This is a genomic window from Paenibacillus sp. y28, from assembly GCF_037137075.1.
Taxonomy (GTDB): Bacteria; Bacillota; Bacilli; order Paenibacillales; family NBRC-103111; genus JBBBNV01.
In genome coordinates this window covers 61325-80528 of sequence record NZ_JBBBNV010000018.1, presented here as the reverse complement: position 1 = coordinate 80528, position 19204 = coordinate 61325, and the positions used below count along the sequence as shown (strand labels likewise).

Here is a 19204-nt window from a genome sequence, read left to right as displayed (position 1 = left end):
TTCCGTTCATTGTTCATCGTTCATTGTTCATTGTTCACCGTTTGCCGCCTTGCCGTTCCTCAAGCTGCGACCAGGCATGGCACCAGGCGCCCGACCAGGCCATATGCCTGGAAGGCTCCCTTTCCTGACCGCGAGGCTGGCCTGCACCGAAATCGGACTGCAGCTCCGTTTCTGACTCCTGCCATAATACAACCCTGGCTTCCGCTTCAATCTCCGGCCCAGGCAATAAAACGCCCGAATGCCGTTCCCGTGAAGCTGCCCCCGGATCGTCCTTGTACCGCCATTCACCGAAAGTCATTGGCCTGCCCCCGCACTAGCTATGCGCATAGCGCAGCGTCGGCACCGTCTGCTGCTCCAGCAGCTGCTCCACGACCATTTCGGCGGTACGCCCCGACCAGCGAGCCTCCGGCTGGAGCACAAGCCGGTGGGACAGCACCGGGACAGCCAAAGCTTTAATGTCATCCGGCAGGCAGAAGCTTCTGCCAAGCATGAACGCCTTCGCCTGAGCAGCCCGCATCAGCGCCATCGTAGCGCGCGGGCTTGCTCCCAGCCGCACTTCGGCATGACGCCGGGTTGCAGCCGTGAGGCTTACCACATACTCCTTCAACGAGGGGTCGACATGGATATCGGGCACCTTCTTTTGCAGAAGCTGCACTTCTTCCCGCAGCACAACCGGCTGCAGCCGTTCAATTGGATGACGGTAGGCCATCCGGTCCAGCAGCGCCAGCTCCTGCATTTCGGAGGGATAGCCCAGCGCAATTTTGAGCAGAAACCGATCCAGCTGCGCTTCAGGAAGCGCAAACGTTCCTTCCTGGTCGAGCGGATTTTGCGTAGCCAGCAGCAGGAACGGGTCCGGCAGCGCATACGTTTCCCCGTCCATGGTAACCCGCTTCTCCTCCATCGCCTCCAGCAGCGCCGCCTGGGTGCGCGGACTGGTCCGGTTCAGCTCATCGGCAAGCACGATATTGGCCATAATAGGCCCCGGCCGGAACGTGAACTGCTCTGTTCTGGGATGATAAACAGAAATGCCCGTGACATCGGACGGCATTAAGTCCGGTGTAAACTGAATGCGCTGAAAACTGCAGCCGATAGATGCGGCCAGCGCCCGGACCAGCATCGTTTTGCCGACACCGGGCACATCCTCCAGCAGCACATGCCCGCCGCAAAGCAGCGCCAGCACCGTATGCTCCACAGCCTCCCGCTTCCCGATGATGACCTTCTCTACATTCGCCACTATGCGTTCCAGCACCATAGCCCCTCCCCGGATTACAAATGAATTCTATAATCCTAGCTTTTCCGGGTTGCTATGTTTTTAGACATTATAGAATCGTATTTTCCAAGCCGGCTGCCGCCTCGTCCACTGCCGCCCATCTCAGATGATAGCCAAACCACTGCATAGCCGCTTCCAGCGGGACATAAAGCGAGCCATCCGCCAACATAAGCCGTGCCTCCTCCTGGAAGACGAAGCCCCGATCGGGCGAGACAACCGCCAGGCCGCCTTGATCCGGCGCCAGTTCCGCCAGCACGCCGTTTAACCGGACGCTGGCCACACGCTCCGCACTATCCCAGGCCACACTGCCGCCCAGCCCTTCCGCAAGCTGTCTGAGCGGAACAAGCGCCTCCCCGGCCCCTTCCAGCTTCCGCTGCTTCAGCTCAAGCTCTCTGGCTTCGCCATGCGCGGATACCTTCATCCGCAGCGGCTGCACTTCCATAGCTTCGTCCTGATGGGCATAGGCAGCCTCCGCTGTAAGCGCCGGGGCGGAGGCCGCTCCCTGCCCATCAGCCGTTTGCACCAGCTGTCTGGCCTGCTCCTGCATATGCGTGCTGTCTGCCATACGGCGGAACATGCTGACAAACGCCTCCTCCGTCACGCCCTGCTGATTCCATTTGGATGCCTTTAGCGTGAACTGAACCGGCTTGACGGAGGAATCCAGGACAGCAAACGTATAGCCCTTGTTTTTAAAATAACGGATAATGTCCGGAAGCGCCTGTACAGTCTGCTCATGTCCTGCTCCGTCATGCATCAGTACATTCAGCTCGTGGCGAAGCGGACTTTTCTCCACATTGGCGATGATTTCGGCTGCCGGAACGCCTGACCGCCGGGAATCGCCGCTATCGATATTCCAGTCATAGACAGTGTAGCCCGCACTCTGCAAATAGTAATGAGAGAAGGCGTCCAATTGCTGGAACGAGCCGCCAGGCGCACGGACAATATCCGGGCGGACACCGGCGATGTCGGCAAATACGTCCTCCGACTTTTGAATCTGGTCCCAAAAGTGATCAAAACGGGAATACAGCTGCTCATAGCGGTGATTATACGTATGATTGCCAATCCGGTGTCCCTCTTGAACGGTCTGCCGCACGATCTCCGGGAAGCGCTCCGCCTGCGCACCAAGCTGGAAAAAGGTCGCCTTCACCCCCTCCTCCCGCAATATATCCAGCACCTTCGGCGTGAGCGCACTCGGTCCGTCATCAAATGTCAAATATACGGTAGGCTGCTCCGGCGCCGTGTAGGTGCGGTCCGACGGCGGCTGCTTCCCGCTCCGGAGCAGCTCATAGATTTCACTTCCTGTATGATCCGCTTCCCAGCGCTGCAATTGGCGGTCAGCTGCGCGGTTCAGTTCTTCCTCGCTGCGCTGCGGGCGAGCGGCCGTGGCGGAAGCCGTAGCTGAATGTCCGGCTTCCGCCTGCAGCAAGCCGGAGGCGACCGCAGGCCGGGCCGCCTGCAGCATTGTGGAAACCACCGCCTCAGGCCAGCGAAGGCTTACAACGGCTTGCTGCGGGATATTGGACCAGGGCTGTGCCTGCTTCAGCCAGTCAGGCCACATTCCCGCTTCTTCCATACCGCGGGCCTGATGCTCAACCGCCGCCGCCCAAACGGCCTGACCGCCCCATTGGAATAAAAAAATAAACAGGATCCAGTGCGCCCATTTTCGCTTCATGCTTGTCCCACCTATTCTATGATTTTGGAATTGGTAGAGTATATGGGGAAAACCGGCGTTATATGCCTGACCGCCTGCACTGAGCATCCGGCGGACAGCCTATATTTTTCCTGCTTGTCAGTGCAACGTTTGAACGCCTTCTCTCGTCTTAGTTAAATGAAAGAATAGGAAGATATTACAAGCAGCTGTGAAAGGGGTATAGCTCGGTGAGCGATAGTGTATGTGCTGCAAATGAGGACAAGGGATGCGCGGGGGCGCTGGAGAAAAAGTATTCATGGGCCACACTGACATTTGCCATTGTGTTCGGATTCATGCTGCTGTACGGGGTATCCTATTTCGTCTCGGCTGTCAGCTACAATGCCCTTTCGGATGTGCCCGCCGACCGTTCGCGCGGCATCTCCATGTATTATTACACGTTCTGGTTTTCCTTCCTGCCGTACTTCGGGCTTGGCTTCATGCTGTATAATCTGCAGCGGGGGTATTTGCTTCGCCTGCTTGGCCATACTCTGGCGATCGCTTTTGTGATCGAAAAAGGGGGACTCGTGCTGCTGGCCACCCTGCTTGCAAGGGGCTTTCCCTCCAGCTGGTATGGCATCGGCTACCCTCATGCCGGCTACGCGCTGATGTGCGAGGAGCTGCCGTTTTACTGCGGGACTACGGCGGTCAATGTGTATCTTTTCGGCGGAACATTGCTCGGGGCGGTTATGTTTATTGCCGGCGCTCTGACGGCCCGCAGGCTGATAAACCGGTTCACTAGGAAAGACGCGGAAGCTTGAATTACCGTTTGTGCCGGGGGCGCTCCTGGGCGACAATAACAGGAAATGGCGGCTGCAGGCCAAGCGGATATGGAAGCAGGCGGGGAAACGACGACCAGCATCTTGTTCCATAATTAACGAAACTACGTTTCGGCGCCACTTGAAGCTTATTCCCTGTTCTTCTCGTGGTCCCGACATGGACATTACTTCAGGTTCGATCCACTAGCATGAAGGAAACCTAGTAAACCTATGTAACCAATGCGATGTTCGCCAAACAGAGGCAGCCTTGCAAGTCACATTCAGTGACTTGCAAGGCTGCCTCTTTTCTAAAGCCTCTAGCTTGGCAGTGGTCCCGAAATCCTCTGACCGGCTGGCCGATTAGAGCCTTGGTTACCGTCGTACAGTGAAACGCTGCCTGACCGGAAGCTGCGCGGACAGGCAGGTTCCGCGCTTGCTCAGCCGGTCCTAAGCGGCACATAAACATCAAATACGATTCGGCCCTCCTGCTGCCACTCGGCAAAGGAATAAGCCTCAAGCGGAAGCGCCCGCTTAAGCGCAGCCAGCCCCTGCTCGCGCTGGTATTCGCCGATCACTGCATACGGGTCCGGATTCATCGGCCGGGGACCGTCATAATGCAGCTTGGCGTAGGTATGCGCAGGAATCGTGAAGCCGATCATCCCCTCCGGAATCTCCAGCAAATCGGCGACCTCCATACAGAAAAAATACGTAAACACGCCCTCGGCGCTAAACCAGGGGGACCAGTACCGGTCAGGATGCAGTATGCCCTGGATTTCGTTTCGCCGGATGAAAAATTGCTGGCGTACCGCGTCAATGCGCCCCATATCTACATTTTCGAAGGCTACCGTTACGGAAAGACCTACCAGCTTCATCGGCTCCAGATGAATTTGTCCTATTTGTTCTACTTGTTCTACTTGTTCTACGAAAGATGCTTGCTGCTCCGGGTTGTGGGGCATCCGTCTTCACTCCTTTATCGTGAGTTGAGTTACTGTTTACCGGCGGGATGACATTTTCCTTCTCGCTGAAGTCATTTGAGACGGAACGCACGGACGGCATAATAGCCCGCGGTTCCGAGCAGGACAAGCAGAACGACCGGAAGCAGCCATATTCCCAGCCTATCCTGTCCTGTGAGGCCTGCCTGAATGATGCGCCACTCGATATAACCAAACAAGACAACCAGCTCCAGCTTCATCCAGCTTAGCATCCGTCTGGCGTTGGCATACTGGCGCGGGGCATTCTCCGGGGTAACCGGATTCGGGTAGTTAAACGTGTGGGGAAATTGGCTCAGCAGCGACAAGCCGGCTGCGAGCAGCACGGACAAGCCGGGTAAAAAGAACAGGCTCCCCCGACCGCCCCAGCCATCAGGCTCTCCCCGCGCATTGAAATGGATCGGCATTTGCTCCGGCAGTTGTCCCCACACCTTGATCACATAGATGAACATCACCAGTAACACAGCAATACTGAGCCCGTCATGAATCATTTCCAGCTTCGATCTTGGAATGCTTAATTTCGGACGTTTATCCATTATATACCTCCCCCGCTTTAAAAAAAAGCAGCTCCTCCCGCGGAGCCGCCCTCACCTTCACTTCAACAGGCTGGCTGATCTATACAGGGTTCTCGGCCGCCGCTGCGGAAAGTACGCTGTCCATATGCCCTTTCAGCCGCACCCCGCGCCATTCCTGGGCAAGCCGTCCTTCTTCATCAATCAGAAATGTAGAGCGGACAACCCCCCTATATTCCCGGCCGTACATTTTTTTTAGCTGCCACACACCGTACAATTCACAAACCCGGTGCTCCTCATCTGCGAGCAGCACAAACGGCAGGCCGTGCTTGGCAATAAATTTGTCGTGCTTGGCCGCAGAATCCGGGCTAATTCCAATAATGACCGCGTTCTGCTCGGCAAAATGCGGCGCGGCATCGCGAAACTCGCACGCTTCCTGAGTACAGGTCGGCGTATTGTCCTGCGGATAAAAGTACAGGATGACCTTCTTGCCCCGGTAATCGCTCAGTGTAATCTGCTGCCCGCCTGAGGCAGGCAGGGTAAAATCGGGGGCCGGCTGACCGACCCTCGCTTCCGTTTCCGTCATGCTGGATCTGCTCCTCCCTGCGCCTGGAGACCAGGCGTTGTTATCATGCTGCCGGCAACTGCAGGCTTGCACTCTGTGAGCCGCGCAGCCGGTTGTGCCTTGCAACGCCGGTTAATCTCCGAAATACCGATTATTGATGAAAGTAATAATGTCCGAAACCAAGCCGATATCAATTGACTTGCTGTCGACAGTTTTAGCACGCGAATTCACTTTTTTGATCGCATTGTCGGCATTGGTTACTGCTTCGGAATTGCTGAGATCCAGGCTTTTCATTATTTCTCTGGCGTCTGAGGCGAGTTGAGCCATCTCGCGATCAATAAAGCCCTGTTCAATGCGAAGGTCAAGCTGCCCCTTCACCCGACTCATCATTTTCCCGAGCTTGGCCTGGCCCTTCAGCTTTTGGGCATTTGCGATGATTTGCTTGTCTTCCTCGCTGAAGGTGAAGCTCTTGTCGATATCATCGAAATTAATGCTGGGGTACAGACTCTCAGACACGTAGTCAAAGGAATTGATGTTGAAATCCTTATCCAGTACATGGCCCGCTTCCTTGGCCGTCGTAATATCGACTACACCGCTGTACTTATCGTCGGTAATAACGAAGTCAGGTCTGGCATTTCCGTATGTAACCTGGGACGCATAGCCCTGCACTCCCTTAACCTTGCTGGTTACCATATCCTCGATAACGTAACCCGTCGACATCGGGCCGCAGTTCGTCAGCCAGTTGCTGTAGTGCCCCTCAGAAACGCCTTCATCCTTCACCTTTGACGGATCTCCAGCCTTGAGCGCAGAGATCACCTTCCCATGCGCCTCCATCGTCAGATCGTCCAGTTTGTTCGCCATACTTACCAGGGTGTCCAGCTCCGGCTTCGGATCGCCCTTCGGACGAAACTTGCGTAAGGCCCGCTGCGCCACCGGCTGGCCCGATTGCGCTGACGCTTGCAGCATGCCCGCCACAGCACGGTTGCCTGCCGCCTTCTGAAGCTGAAGAAGCTGCGCTGCACCGGCCGGGAATTGGCTTTGAGAAGATGTTCGCTGCCGTCCGCGTTCGGCGTTTGCGGCTGATTTTGCCCCGGTTGAAGATTTGCTTTGTACCTGATGCTTGTTCATCATAGCCTCCTGCACAAAATCTTTTACTATCCTCCAGTATACAGGATTTTCCTCCCCGCCGGGGATACAAATTTCAAGGAGAAGCCCCTTTTATGAGCCTGCGCCGCGGTACCGGTGGACTCCGTTATTCCAAAGCAGCAGGGCGATTCCCAGAAAGACGACGCCTACGACCGGAGTAAGCAGAGCATACAGCCCCCAGTTTGCCCGATCCAGGAAGTACGCTGCCGGGTAAAAGCCCACAAAGCCGAACGGCAGGATGAAGGTCAGCAAAATTTGAATCGCTTTGTTGTAGATTTTAATCGGATAGCGCCCATAGCTTTGAATATTGTACACCAGGGGCATAATTCCAGTCGGCGCATCGGAGTAAAACGAAATGGACGTCAAGGCAATGTATACTCCGGCATACACCATAATCGATCCGGCCACCAAAAGAAGGAAGATGAGCGGATCGCTCCACGACATGCCCAAATCCATATTCACCGCCGCATACATCATAATCAGGAACCCGGTCAGCGACCCGAACAGCGAGGCCGGATCGAGATTCTCCAGCATCAGCTGCAGCAGGTTGTGCGCCGGACGGGTCAGCACCCGGTCCATCTCCCCCTTGACCAAATACCGCTCCGCAAAGTTCCACAAATTAAAGAAGCAGTAGAAGATGCCGGAAGGCACCATAAAATACCCGTACATAAAAATGATTTGATCTCGCGTCCAGCCGCCCATCAGGTCGGTATGCAGGAAGACGACAAGAATGAAAAACAGGTTCATCCCTTGAAACAGCAGATCCGAAATCACCTCGATCCAAAAATCGGAACGGTACGTCAGCCGGGTTTTGAGGTAATTTTTGAAATAGTCCAGCAGCAATCCGGTATAAAACATCGCTTTATCCTCCTTGCACGAACAGCCGCTTACGAGCGCTGCGCCACAGTAAAACCATCGGAATCACTAGCAGCACGAACCACAGCAGCTGGACACCGACGACGTTCAGCACCGCGGACGCCCCGCTGACCTGTCCGGTGAACACGGCGCCGGGCAAATAAGTAATCGCCTGAAACGGCAGCAGCTTCAGTACGGCCTGCGACCATTCCGGGAAAAATGTGATGGGAATGATCAGCCCGGAGAACAAATCGACGGCTACCCGCTTCATCCGCATGATTCCCTCGTTATTTTCCACAAAAAAGGCAAGCAGTCCGGTTAAAATATTAATCTGCGAGTTAATGACGAAGCTGAGAAACAGCATGAGCAGGAACACAAGCCAGCGGCTCACATCCGTCGGCAGCTGTACGGGGAACAGCAGTGTGACCAGCACCATCCCCGGCGTACTGAACAGCAGAAACCGGAATAAGCCTTCCCCGAACCCCTGCATCATTTTGACCAGAATATAGCTGTATGGCCGTATAAACTGAATGGCGACGCTGCCGTCCCGGATTTCCCCGGCAATCTCGCGGTCCAGGTTATTAAAATAAAAAGCCCGGGCCATCCAGGCCACCGCAACGTAGGTCGTCATCTGCCCCGCGGTCATCCCCCCGAGCGACGCATTCTCTCCATAAATGACATTCCATATAAAATAATAAGCCCCGATATTGACCGCATAAATTAATATACCGCTGTAATAATTGACCCGGTAAGCCAGCATCGTCAGAAACCGGATGCGCACAAAATCAGCATAGGCGCTAAGCACGGGAACCCGCCTCCTGTTTGCCGGACTTGCCTTCCGCGCCGCCAGGACCGTTGGCGCCGGTTCCCCCGGATGCGCCTTCCTGCTCAGCTTGTCCGGACGAGATCCGTGCGTCGGCGGGCGACGCGGCCGATCCTGTTTTATAGATCTCACGTACAATTTCGTCCGTATTCGTCTCCAAAATTTGAATATCGCGGATGTCCATCACGCCCACGACCCGGCCAAGCACGTCCGATACGCCCGAGCCGTGCTGCGGAATGAACACCTTGGCCGCATGGCTGTTATCTCCCTGGCTCCACTGCACCTCCAAACCTTCCGTCAGCGCGGACAGGCGGGACAAAGCAATCGGGTCGGCGAAACGGAACACAATTTCCTTGCCCTTGCCCCATTTTTCCTTCAGCTCCTCCAGACCGCCGTCATAAATAATCCGGCCGTCATCAAGCATGATGACGCGGGAACAAAGCGCCTCAATATCCTGCAAATCATGTGTGGTCAGCAAAATCGTCGTTTCGTACCGCTGGTTCATTTCTTTGAGGAACTCCCTGATCTCGGTCTTCACCATAATGTCCAGGCCAATCGTCGGCTCATCCAAAAATACAATCGCCGGGTTATGCAGCAGCGATGCTGCCAGCTCACAGCGCATCCGCTGCCCCAGGCTCAGCTTGCGTACGGGGCGGTTGAGCAAATCCTGCAGCTGCAGCCGTTCCACCAGCTCATCCAGCCGTTTCCTGTAATCCGCTTCGCTGACCCGGTACACCTTGCGCAGCAGCTGGAACGATTCGACCACGCCGATATCCCACCACAGCTGGCTGCGCTGGCCGAATACGACACCGATGCCGCGCACGAACGCCTCCCGGTCCTTATGAGGGATATAGCCGTTCACCCGGATATCGCCGGAGGTGGGGACGAGTATGCCGGTCAGCATTTTGATGGTGGTCGATTTGCCCGCGCCGTTCTCACCGATATACCCGCATATTTCGCCGCGGGGAATGGAGAAGCTGATATCCTTTACCGCTGCGACATCCGTATACTCCCGTTTGAATAAATCACGAAGGGCCCCCTTCAGGCCCTCCCGGTTTTTTTGCACCCGGAACTGTTTGCGCAGATCGCGCACTTCAATCACATTCATGTTCTGAGTCCTCTTTTCTATTCTTGATGAACCATCCGGTTAAATTGACTTACGCCGGCCTTGCCGAAGCATTACGCTTATTCCCGCACAGACCGAAAACCGTAAGCAGGTCCCAGTGTAGTGAATCGCCGTGTAACTGCTTTGCTGCTGAATCAGAACCGCAGGCCAGCTTCGAATAAAAACAGGCGTCATTCGACAAACGTTGCGCCCGCCTTTTCACAAAAGTTATAATAAGAAGCAAGAACAGCGGCAGAGAAGTCTGAATCAGGTTGCAAAATTACGCCCAAATCAGGCCATACTGATGTAGAACATTGTTTGATTATGCAACCTGCAGCGTTGTTGTTCCGTCTTTGTGAGCATAATGCTCACTCACGCAAAGGACGTCCCTATACATGATACACGAACCGGCATGAAATCAAAAGACCGGTCGCCGGTAAGGACCGGCGTCTCTGCAGCGCGCATTTTGAAGGAAAGGAATACCTTCCTTGCCAGGTTCAACCGAAAAGCGGTGGAGAAACAGCGCCGTTCGGGACCTATTGTCCAACTAACGGACACAGCCATCGTACACGCACAAAATTTTATTTTGCTACAATTAATGCACCGTCCGGGAACTCTGAAAGGGGAGGATGAAGACCATGATGCGCAAATTAAAATGGTCCCTGATGTCGATCGGGATCATGCTGCTGGCCGTAGTCGGATATTACGGATATTCCGTTTATCAATTCAGCTCCAACATACAGGATAAACAGGATTCCTTGTTCAGCCAATTCAATACGGCCGAAGGCAAAGAAACCAATACGTATAACCCGCCCAAATGGGAGGGCAAGGAGCGTGTAAATATTTTGCTGATGGGGGGCGACTCCCGGGGTGTCAGCAAAAACGATGCGCCGCGATCCGATTCCATGCTGATCGCCTCCATTGATCCGGTGACCAAGAAATCCTATTTGTTCTCCATCCTGCGGGATACATACGTGAGCATCCCCGGCAAGGGGCAGGACCGCATTAATACGGCGCTTGCTTACGGGGGACCGAAGCTGGCGATGCAGACCATCAGCGATTTTATCGGCGAGCCGATACAATATTATGTGTATACCGATTTCAAGGGCTTCATTGCTTTGATCGACGCCATCGGCGGTGTAGACTTCGAGGTAGAGAAGGACATGAAATATTACGATAGCGAGGAGCCTGAATACGCGATCAATCTGAAAAAAGGGTACCAGCATCTGGACGGCAAGCAGGCACTGCAGTACGTCAGGTTCCGTCATGATGCGCTGTCTGACTTCAACCGTACCGGGCGGCAGCGCGATTTCCTGCAGGCCGTGGCAACCAAGCTTCAATCCTCGACCTCGCTGGTCAAGCTGCCTTCCATACTGAGCAGCATCGACCCTTATATTGAAACGAATTTGAGCATCTCCCAAATGCTGAAGCTTGGCACGCTCGCCTATGATGTCAAAACAGAGGGCATGGTTAGTGTACAGCTTCCGCCGATGGAGCTGGTGGAATCCAAAACCATTAGCGGCGCGTCCGTCCTCACAACGGACAAAACCAAGATGCATCAATATATCGACCGCAAGCTGGCGGGCGAAACGCTCCTGGCTGACGAGCCGGATACCAAAAAGAGCGGATCGGCAGGAACTGCCGGAACCACCGGCTCCAGCGGAAACAAAAGCACAACCGGCAGCACCGGCACAAGCACCTCGTCAGGCACGAAAAGCAGCACCACGACCGGGAACAGCTCGACAGGCTCTGCAGGCAGCTCCTCCGGCACGGGCAAGACCGGTACTACAGGCAGCTCCTCCGGGACAACTACAGGCACGGGAAGCAGCAGTACGAATAACAGCAGCAAAACAAATACCGGCTCCACAACAAATAGCGGAAAAACCGACACCGGCAATTCCCCGCAAAAAGAAACCGGCGGCACCGGCTCGGCAGGAACAGGAACCGGCTCAAAAAACAATTCCTCCGGAACAAGCGGCAACACCGGAGGTTCCGGCTCTACCGGCAGCACTGGCGCTGAATCCGGAAAAGAAAACAGTCCGACCGGGACTGTTAATCCAAAGGATGAAAGCATTGACGGCCTGAATGAGGTGCCCGGCATCAGTCTGCCGGAAGGGATCGGAGAACCGGTACAAACAAAACCGACAGCTACACCGTCTCCACAAAAAGAAACCGGCGGCAGCACAGGAAACGGCACAACCGTACCGGGCAGCGGAACCAGCGGCGGTACAAAGCCTGGTACAACCCCGGGTACGGCCATTCCGATTACGTAGCCGCTTCGGCGCAGTCAGGCAGCATAATAAGCAACACAGGCAGACCTTCCCTCTCACGGTATCGTGCGGGCGAAGGTCTGTTTATTGGTTAGCCGGTTGACTTAGGGTGACCTATGGTGGATGGTGCTCAGCGTGAAGGCTGTCTGATTCAGCCCTGACCCGGAAATGATATTGCGTTGATCGGAGCAGAGTGGTAACGTGATAAAGTAGGAAAATCAGGAAATCGTCAGCTCAGATGGAGGTTATTAACCTATGAATAGAGTGAAATCGGAAGCGCTGTATCAGCAGGCGCTGCAGGACATTGTCGGCGGGGTCAACAGCCCGTCCCGCTCCTTCAAGGCGGTCGGCGGCGGGGCGCCGGTATTCATGTCCCGGGGACAAGGCGCGTATTTCTGGGATGTCGACGGCAACAAATATATCGACTATTTGGCCGCTTACGGTCCGATTATTCTCGGACATGCCCATCCGCATGTGACAAGAGCCATCTGCCGGGCGGCGGAGAACGGCACGCTGTACGGAACCCCCACCGAGCTGGAGATCCAGTTCGCCCGCAAGCTGAAGGAAGCCGTTCCGTCTCTGGATAAGGTCCGGTTCGTCAATTCAGGCACCGAAGCGGTGATGACAACCATTCGGGTTGCCCGGGCTTACACCGGACGCAGTAAAATAATTAAATTTGCCGGCTGCTACCACGGCCATTCGGATTTGGTGCTGGTTGCCGCGGGGTCCGGCCCTTCCACCCTCGGAATCCCTGACAGCGCCGGGATCCCGACCAGCATTGCCCACGAGGTCATCACGGTTCCGTTTCATGATCTGGAGGCGCTCCAAACCGCCTTGGAGCACTGGGAAGGCCAAATTGCGGCCGTCATGGTGGAGCCGATTGTCGGCAACTTCGGCATGGTTGCGCCGAAGCCCGGCTACCTGGAAGGCTTATGCCGCCTGACCCGGGAGCACGGCGCGCTCGTCATTTACGATGAGGTCATCACGGCGTTTCGTTTCCATTACGGCTCGGCGCAAACCTTCACCCCTGTGCTGCCCGATGCCAAGGCGGTTGAGCCGGATTTGACCGCGATGGGCAAAATTATCGGCGGCGGGCTTCCTATCGGGGCCTACGGCGGACGGCGCGATATTATGGAGCAGGTTGCACCGCTCGGCCCGGCATATCAGGCCGGAACGATGGCCGGAAACCCTGCCTCCATTTCCGCAGGAATCGCCTGCCTGGAGGCGCTGGCTGAGCCTGGAGTTTATGAGCGTATGGATGCGCTGGGCGCCAAGCTGGAAGCCGGCCTTGCGTCCGCAGCCCGCGCCAGCGGCATTCCGTTGACGATAAACCGTATTCGCGGCGCCCTGTCGACCCACTTCTGCGATCATCCGGTCACGAATTACGAGGAAGCGCAGGATACTGACGGGGAGAGCTTCGCGCGCTTTTTCCGGCTGATGCTGGATCAGGGCATTTGTTTGGCCCCGTCCAAATATGAAGCGTGGTTTCTGACCACCGCGCATACGGAAGCTGACATTGATGAGACCGTTGCCGCTGCAGAGAAGGCATTTGCGGCAATGAAATCACGGAGGGATCTGCATGGATAACGGAGCAACCGGAACGAAGACGACCGCTGTTCAAACTCTGCGGATCGGAATGATCGGGGCCGGCGGCATCGCCAAGGCCCGGCATCTGCCGGGGCTGCAGCAGCTGGACGGGATCGAATTCACGGCTGTCGCGAACCGCAGCCTGGCAAACGCCCAAGCCGCGGCCGAGCAATATGGCTTCAAGCGCGTATATGCCAGATGGCAGGATGTGGTCGAGGATGAAGAAGTGAACACCGTGTTTATTTGCACGCCACCCTATTTGCATTCCGAAATTACCCGTTATGCCCTGGCCCGCGGCAAGCATGTATTTTGCCAGGCACGGATGGCGATGAATCTGGCTGATGCCCATACGATGCTGGAAGCAGATCAGGCCAGCCCGCTCACTACGATGCTGTGCCCTCCTCCTCATTACATGCTGGTGGAGCAAAAGGTTCTCTCGCTTCTGGCTGAGGGCGCCCTCGGACAAGTGCGCCACATTGTGCTGGATCATCCGGCGGCACAATTTCTGGACGCGGCACAGCCGCTGCACTGGCGTCAGCGTGAATCGCTGCAAGGCATGAATATGCTGGACGTCGGTATTATGGCCGAAACCCTGATGAAGTGGTTCGGTCCGGTTACCGAGCTGTCCGCACGCGCCAGGACGTGGACAACCGAGCGACCTTTACCGGAGGGCGGCGGAAGCGGGAAGGTCGACCTGCCCGACAGCGTAACCGTTTTGGCCGAGTTCGACAGCGGCGCTACCCTGACGGCCCTCTTCACCGGAGCAGTACGCGGCGGCAAGCCCCACCTGACGATCCACGGGAGCGCGGGCACGCTGACCTGCTTCTCCGGAGAAGCCTATCTGACACTGGATACGGGAAGCGGACCTCAGCCTATCGAGCTTCAGCCAAGCGAGTGTACTGCATGGACGGTGGAGCGCGATTTTGTTGAAGCAGTCCGCTCCGGCCGCAAGGGCTATCCGTCTTTTGTGGAGGGCGTTCGTTATATGAGCTTTACCCAGGCTGTTGCCGATTCCATCGCGGGCGGCGGGCAACCCGTTACTCTGCAGCGGAGCGGCAGCTAAAACAGGGAGCAGCAGGCGTCGCTTCCAGGTACCAAGGAACGGTTTTCATTTCCTGCGCCAAAAGAGGGTGTCCCTCCGCCAGTGTATGGCTTCGGGATACCCTCCTTCGTTATGCTGATCTGACCATCCTTGTTTTGAATGCAGCAACGCAGCAATGCAGACCGGATTTAAATCGTTATATCGCGCGCCTGGCAGGTTTGTAAATCACGGTTTGACCTGACTGCAGAGCACCCTGTGATACGTGTTCTGCCCGTTGCCCCTGCACGGGGTACAATGGCTCTGAATCCCGTCCGTATTATAGGAGGTAATCCGGTGTTCCGTCCATCCGAATACGTGTGTTTCATAATATACATGCTGGGTTCCATGTGCTTCGGAGCATCTCGGACAAGATTTCAAATCACGATCCTCGCTCCATTGAGCTTCGTTTAGCGGCCGGCTGCATGATGTACAGTAAGACATATTTTGTCCCCCTCCTTGAGTTCATTTCCGCACCGTGCGCAGCTCCCAGCGCGCGGTGTTTCGCTGCATGACGGCGGTCGGTCGACCACATTTATAAGGCACTCCAACACCCTCGTTCCAATTATACCGCATATTGTAAATGAAGTTAATTATGTAGGGGATTGATGAATTTTGCACAAGGACAACCCGCCGGCTTTGTACTTCCGGCGGGTTGTCGGGTATGATCATTTACTTTTTCAGCTTTGCATACGAGGCATCATATTCGCTCATTATTTTCTCGCCGCCGGCTTTCAGCCACTTATTGACTTCCTGCTCCCAGCCGGCATCATCGATTTTGCCCATGATGTACTTGGTCTGTGCGTCCCAAATCATTTGATCAAGCGCCTTGCCCTGCTCGGAATACGTGTGTGAGGTCAAGGTCAGCGCCAGGTTCGGCACCACATATTTTTGGTTGTCGATGACCATTTTGGCTGCTTTCTCACCAAGCGGCGTGTCCTTCAGCGGAGGCACATTGTAGCCTTCCAGGTTCAGAAGGTTATCCCGGTAAGGCTTAACCTCCCGTTGGAACAAGGTGAAATCTTTAAACTCTGTTTTGCCGTCCACTTTGACGAAGTGAGTGCCCTCAATCCCGCGCAGCTGCAGCGTCGCCATCGGCTCGTCCATCAGCTTGTCGAGGAAGGTCAAGATTTTCTTCAGCTCCTCCTCGGTTTTGACCGCGCTTTTGGATACGGCAAGGAAGCCGTTGTTGCCTGATTCACCGGCAAGGCGAATGCCCTGCGGGCCTTCAAATGCAGCATTGTCTACGACTGCCTTCGGATCCGTCTTGGATACACGGTCCTGCTGGCTCTTCGCCGCAGCCGCAACTGAGTTGGCAAGACCTGCGCGGCCGGAATCGAACACCTTGTCCCGTTCAGCCGGGTCTACTGCCGCAAAGTCGGAGTTCAGCAATTTTTCATCGTTGAATTTGCGGAACATTTTCAGCACGTCCACATATTCCTTGGTCATGAACTCCGGCGTCATTTTGCCATCAACCAGCCCCCACTTATTGACCCCGCCCATGCTGACCGCAAGCCGGGTGAGCACGGCAGAGTTGCCTTCGAGGTACTTTTTGTCCAGCAGCATGCCGTAGGTGTCGTTTTTGCCGTTTTTGTCCGGATCATTTTGCGCCAGGGCTTTCTGCACCTTGTACCAGTCATCCAGTGATTTCGGCAGCTGCAGGCCAAGCTCATCGAACCAATCCTTACGGTAATTGTACGCCGCGCGGGCAATATCCCGGTACAACGGAACCCCGTACACCTTGCCTTCTACCATGATGTTATCGTAATGCTGCGGATTTTGTGCGGACAAGTTTTTATAATCCTTCAAGTAAGGCCCGATTTCCCAGAAAAGCCCGCTGTTAATCGCGCCGATCGAGGTTGCCGTATAGTTCAGCTTCATTACCTTAGGAAGCTCATTGGAGGCAATCATGATGTTGACTTTTTCTTCATACGCAGAATTGGGGACCCACTGAATATCAAGCTTGGTGTTCGTGTACGTTTCAATGGCCTGCTCAACAGCATTGCCCTTGGCCGGAATATCGCCTACCTGCGGAATAACCAACGAAATGGCCAATGGGGCATTGTCGGAAGCTTTTGTCCCGGCGGCCTCCCCTTGCGGATTCGCTTCACCCGACGCGCAGGCTGCCAAGCTGCCGGCGAACATGACGGACGCGCAAGCTATAGCAACTCCTTTTACTGCTTTCATGTTGATACATCTCCTTTTCCGAAACACTATATTTATGTATAAAGGCAACCCGCGCCAAGCAACCATGGTTGGCCCGGGGAAAAACCTCTGTCAGCTCCCCGCTCCGGCAATGAACGGTACTTCAGGCTCGATCTACCAGACAACCGCATCGCTGCACTTATGCTCCGGCAGGACAGCGGCACACTGCAGGTTGAACTACAGCCAGGCGTTAAGCCCCTCCCAGCGTACGGTCCACGTGCCGTCGTCCGGAAAGCCGGGAGCATGAGCATCCGTCCCGCCCTGCCAGCCGCAGGCCATCAGCGCCGCAGCGGCAAGCAGCCCCCCGTTCCCCGGAAGATATGCGGTCAGCCCCTTGCGCTGATAGTTGTGTCCATTGGCTAAATACGTATTTTTGACGGCAGCCTTGAGCAGCGCATCCACTGCAAATTGGCGTTCCCCGAGCCGGGCGGCCGTCATGGCCGTCATCGGGAAATCCCAGCCCCAGGCCGTATCCCACTCCCACTCCTGCATCACCCGCTTCAAAGTCGCCCGCATAATCGCGGGATCGGCCAGCTTGCCGGGTAGAATACCCAGCGCGCCCAGCATCGACGGATGGTCCGTATTCGTAGCCTCGAACGTATCCGGGCTATTCTCATGGGCGGTATAAACTCCTTCATACACAGGAAGCGCAGACAAATGCTCCAGCACATGCTGCCAATCCGGATTTCGCTCCAGGCCAAGCCGCGTTCTCCACGTTTGCGCAATTTCTAATCCATGCCGCCAATATTCAAGCTCGAAGGTCGGATTCCATGTTGTCTTCGGATCGAACTGCTCTTGAGCCGGTATGAGCGATGGGCCGAGCACGTAGCGGCCGGCCTGGTCATCCCATGCCGCAAATGATGCCATAAATTCCGCGGTCTCCATCACGATCTCCCGATAGGTCTCCAGGGTAGCTACGGTTGGAGCAGCCAAATAACACAGCTCCGCATAAACAAGCGGATGCGGCTGCTGCCAAATCAGCAGCGGGCCGATAGGCGACGGGCTGTCTCTACCGTCCGGGCCCACCATCTTGGGCCATCTGGCCCCGCTATAGCCTTGAGAACGGGCAAGCTGCCGGGCAGCAGGCAAAATCTCTTTATACCAAGGCAGGCTTCGCTCCAAAAGCTGCGTCCTGCCCCAAAGCGCGAAATGAACCGCATGCCACCAATGCATCTCCAGATGAAACTTGCCAAACCAGCTGTTATATAGAAGCCCTGTCTCCTGAGGCGGCAATGTGCCCGAGCAGTGGACAGCCGTCAGGAATTGGGACAGGACGAGCCTGCGCTCCAGCTCCGGCGCGCGCGGGTCTGTACTGCCGGAAAGGTCGATCGCTCCGCCGGACATCCAAAATTTCTCCCAATAGGCTCTGCTTGCATCAAGCAGGCTGCTGCAATTCTGTGCAGGCCATACGATCTTGCCGGAATCAGACCTGTCATGAAAGCCGAACAAGCATTCCAGCACGGCGGTTTCTTGCTTGTCCTCGGCTGCTGTAATTTGAAAACGCCGTGGTCCGGTCTGGATCATCGTGCCGGATGACCACTGCGCGTACACAGTGTAGCTATCCTGATCCAGCGTGCGGGTAATCACCGCCTGCTGTCCTGACAGCAAAGCCAGCTCCGCTGTATAGACGGTATCGGTTTCCAGCAGCGGCCCCGTGCACTTCGCCCATTCTGTGGAGGCCGGATCCGAGGATGGGAAGCTGAGCGTCACCTGCAATCGGCCCTGCTCCAGCAGCGGCGACGCGATACGTATGCCCAGCATGTCGGCATCGGGGTGACAGCAAGTCAGCACCGTAACCGGCTGGCCATCCGCCACAAACCGGCTGGTCAGTATGCCCTGCCACAAATCCAGGGTCTGCTCAGTCTGCTGCAGAGCCCCGAATGGAATTTCGCCCCCGTCTGATCCGAGCAGCCGAAGCCCGATCCGGGCAAGCTGCAGCCGGTGCGGATTTTGACGAAGCCAGTGATATTTCGCTTCCTCGCCCTCGACAGGGTTCACATAATAACCCACGCTGCGGCCATTCGCCGGGTACTGCTGGGGCGTGATATCCTCCAGACGGTATCGCTCAAGGCCGCCTGTGCTGTGCCAGCCCCACTGGGCCTGTGTTCCAAGAGGAACCGTATACTGCTCAGGATAACTCTGCAGTCCGGTCAAATCTGCTGTAAAAGCGAATTGCCCGTTCCCTACCGAAAGCGGGGAAAGCGGGTCCGCCTGCCGCAAAACCGGATGGTGTCTGTGTACAAGCGCTTTTCTGTCAATGGGTGTCTGCTGCATAAGTCCTCCTGTGTAAATATTACATATCATGAAATTTGTTATATAATTAGTTCTTTAAAGCCATTCATATCAATTGCTTC

General features: G+C 55.7%; 15 protein-coding genes and 1 pseudogene. 4 read left to right on the top strand and 12 right to left on the bottom strand.

The genetic code is table 11. The features are described 5' to 3' along the window. Window positions 1–34 precede the first annotated feature (34 nt). From WBG83_RS15020 to WBG83_RS15010, 3 genes are all read right to left on the bottom strand, one after another. Entirely contained in the window at window positions 35–298 is a 264-nt protein-coding gene (locus tag WBG83_RS15020) for a hypothetical protein (protein WP_336745961.1), read from the bottom strand. 15 nt (window positions 299–313) lie between these two features. Then, window positions 314–1252, bottom strand: coding sequence for an AAA family ATPase (locus WBG83_RS15015; RefSeq protein ID WP_336745959.1), 939 nt, complete (start codon window positions 1250–1252; stop codon window positions 314–316). Between the two features lie 67 nt (window positions 1253–1319). Continuing rightward, window positions 1320–2942: a polysaccharide deacetylase gene (locus WBG83_RS15010; protein ID WP_336745958.1), complete on the bottom strand. Its 1623-nt coding sequence runs from the start codon at window positions 2940–2942 to the stop codon at window positions 1320–1322. 206 nt (window positions 2943–3148) lie between these two features. On the opposite strand from WBG83_RS15010, the gene WBG83_RS15005 reads away from it, so the two are divergent. Next, window positions 3149–3718 (top strand): hypothetical protein, encoded by a 570-nt coding sequence (locus WBG83_RS15005; RefSeq protein WP_336745957.1) that lies wholly within the window; start codon window positions 3149–3151, stop codon window positions 3716–3718. Window positions 3719–4152: 434 nt separating this feature from the next. Here WBG83_RS15005 and WBG83_RS15000 read toward each other — a convergent pair whose 3' ends face one another. The 7 genes from WBG83_RS15000 to WBG83_RS14970 all read right to left on the bottom strand — a co-directional run bounded on the left by WBG83_RS15000 (window position 4153) and on the right by WBG83_RS14970 (window position 9713). Then, window positions 4153–4671, bottom strand: a complete 519-nt coding sequence (locus WBG83_RS15000) for a GyrI-like domain-containing protein (protein WP_336745956.1) — start codon at window positions 4669–4671, stop codon at window positions 4153–4155. A gap of 71 nt (window positions 4672–4742) precedes the next feature. Further along, window positions 4743–5240 (bottom strand): DUF1648 domain-containing protein, encoded by a 498-nt coding sequence (locus WBG83_RS14995; RefSeq protein WP_336745955.1) that lies wholly within the window; start codon window positions 5238–5240, stop codon window positions 4743–4745. 79 nt (window positions 5241–5319) lie between these two features. Beyond that, window positions 5320–5802, bottom strand: coding sequence for a thioredoxin-dependent thiol peroxidase (bcp, locus tag WBG83_RS14990; protein WP_336745954.1), 483 nt, complete (start codon window positions 5800–5802; stop codon window positions 5320–5322). 111 nt (window positions 5803–5913) lie between these two features. Continuing rightward, the gene (locus tag WBG83_RS14985) at window positions 5914–6909 is read right to left on the bottom strand and encodes a hypothetical protein (RefSeq protein WP_336745952.1); all 996 of its coding nucleotides are present in this window, start codon (window positions 6907–6909) and stop codon (window positions 5914–5916) included. Window positions 6910–6999: 90 nt separating this feature from the next. Then, on the bottom strand, window positions 7000–7785 hold the full coding sequence (locus WBG83_RS14980) for an ABC transporter permease (protein ID WP_336745951.1): 786 nt from the start codon (window positions 7783–7785) through the stop codon (window positions 7000–7002). Window positions 7786–7789: 4 nt separating this feature from the next. Beyond that, window positions 7790–8587, bottom strand: a complete 798-nt coding sequence (locus WBG83_RS14975; RefSeq protein ID WP_336745950.1) for an ABC transporter permease — start codon at window positions 8585–8587, stop codon at window positions 7790–7792. Beyond that, window positions 8580–9713, bottom strand: a complete 1134-nt coding sequence (locus WBG83_RS14970) for an ABC transporter ATP-binding protein (protein WP_336745949.1) — start codon at window positions 9711–9713, stop codon at window positions 8580–8582. Before WBG83_RS14970 ends, WBG83_RS14975 begins: the two co-directional genes overlap by 8 nt. A gap of 635 nt (window positions 9714–10348) precedes the next feature. Between WBG83_RS14970 and WBG83_RS22635 the strand changes: the two are divergent. From WBG83_RS22635 to WBG83_RS14955, 3 genes and pseudogenes are all read left to right on the top strand, one after another. Beyond that, a pseudogene (locus tag WBG83_RS22635) lies at window positions 10349–11365 on the top strand (LCP family protein); the annotation flags it as partial. Between the two features lie 870 nt (window positions 11366–12235). After that, window positions 12236–13567 carry a glutamate-1-semialdehyde 2,1-aminomutase gene (locus WBG83_RS14960; protein ID WP_336745947.1) on the top strand — a complete coding sequence of 444 codons (1332 nt, stop codon included), beginning with the start codon at window positions 12236–12238 and terminating at the stop codon, window positions 13565–13567. Next, the gene (locus WBG83_RS14955; RefSeq protein ID WP_336745946.1) at window positions 13560–14630 is read left to right on the top strand and encodes a Gfo/Idh/MocA family protein; all 1071 of its coding nucleotides are present in this window, start codon (window positions 13560–13562) and stop codon (window positions 14628–14630) included. Before WBG83_RS14960 ends, WBG83_RS14955 begins: the two co-directional genes overlap by 8 nt. Before the next feature lie 687 nt (window positions 14631–15317). Here the strand turns inward: WBG83_RS14955 and WBG83_RS14950 are convergent. Together WBG83_RS14950 and WBG83_RS14945 are read right to left on the bottom strand one after the other, a co-directional pair. Further along, window positions 15318–16832 carry an extracellular solute-binding protein gene (locus tag WBG83_RS14950; protein WP_336745945.1) on the bottom strand — a complete coding sequence of 505 codons (1515 nt, stop codon included), beginning with the start codon at window positions 16830–16832 and terminating at the stop codon, window positions 15318–15320. 195 nt (window positions 16833–17027) lie between these two features. Further along, the gene (locus WBG83_RS14945; protein ID WP_336745944.1) at window positions 17028–19124 is read right to left on the bottom strand and encodes a glycoside hydrolase family 65; all 2097 of its coding nucleotides are present in this window, start codon (window positions 19122–19124) and stop codon (window positions 17028–17030) included. Between the last annotated feature and the right edge of the window lie 80 nt (window positions 19125–19204).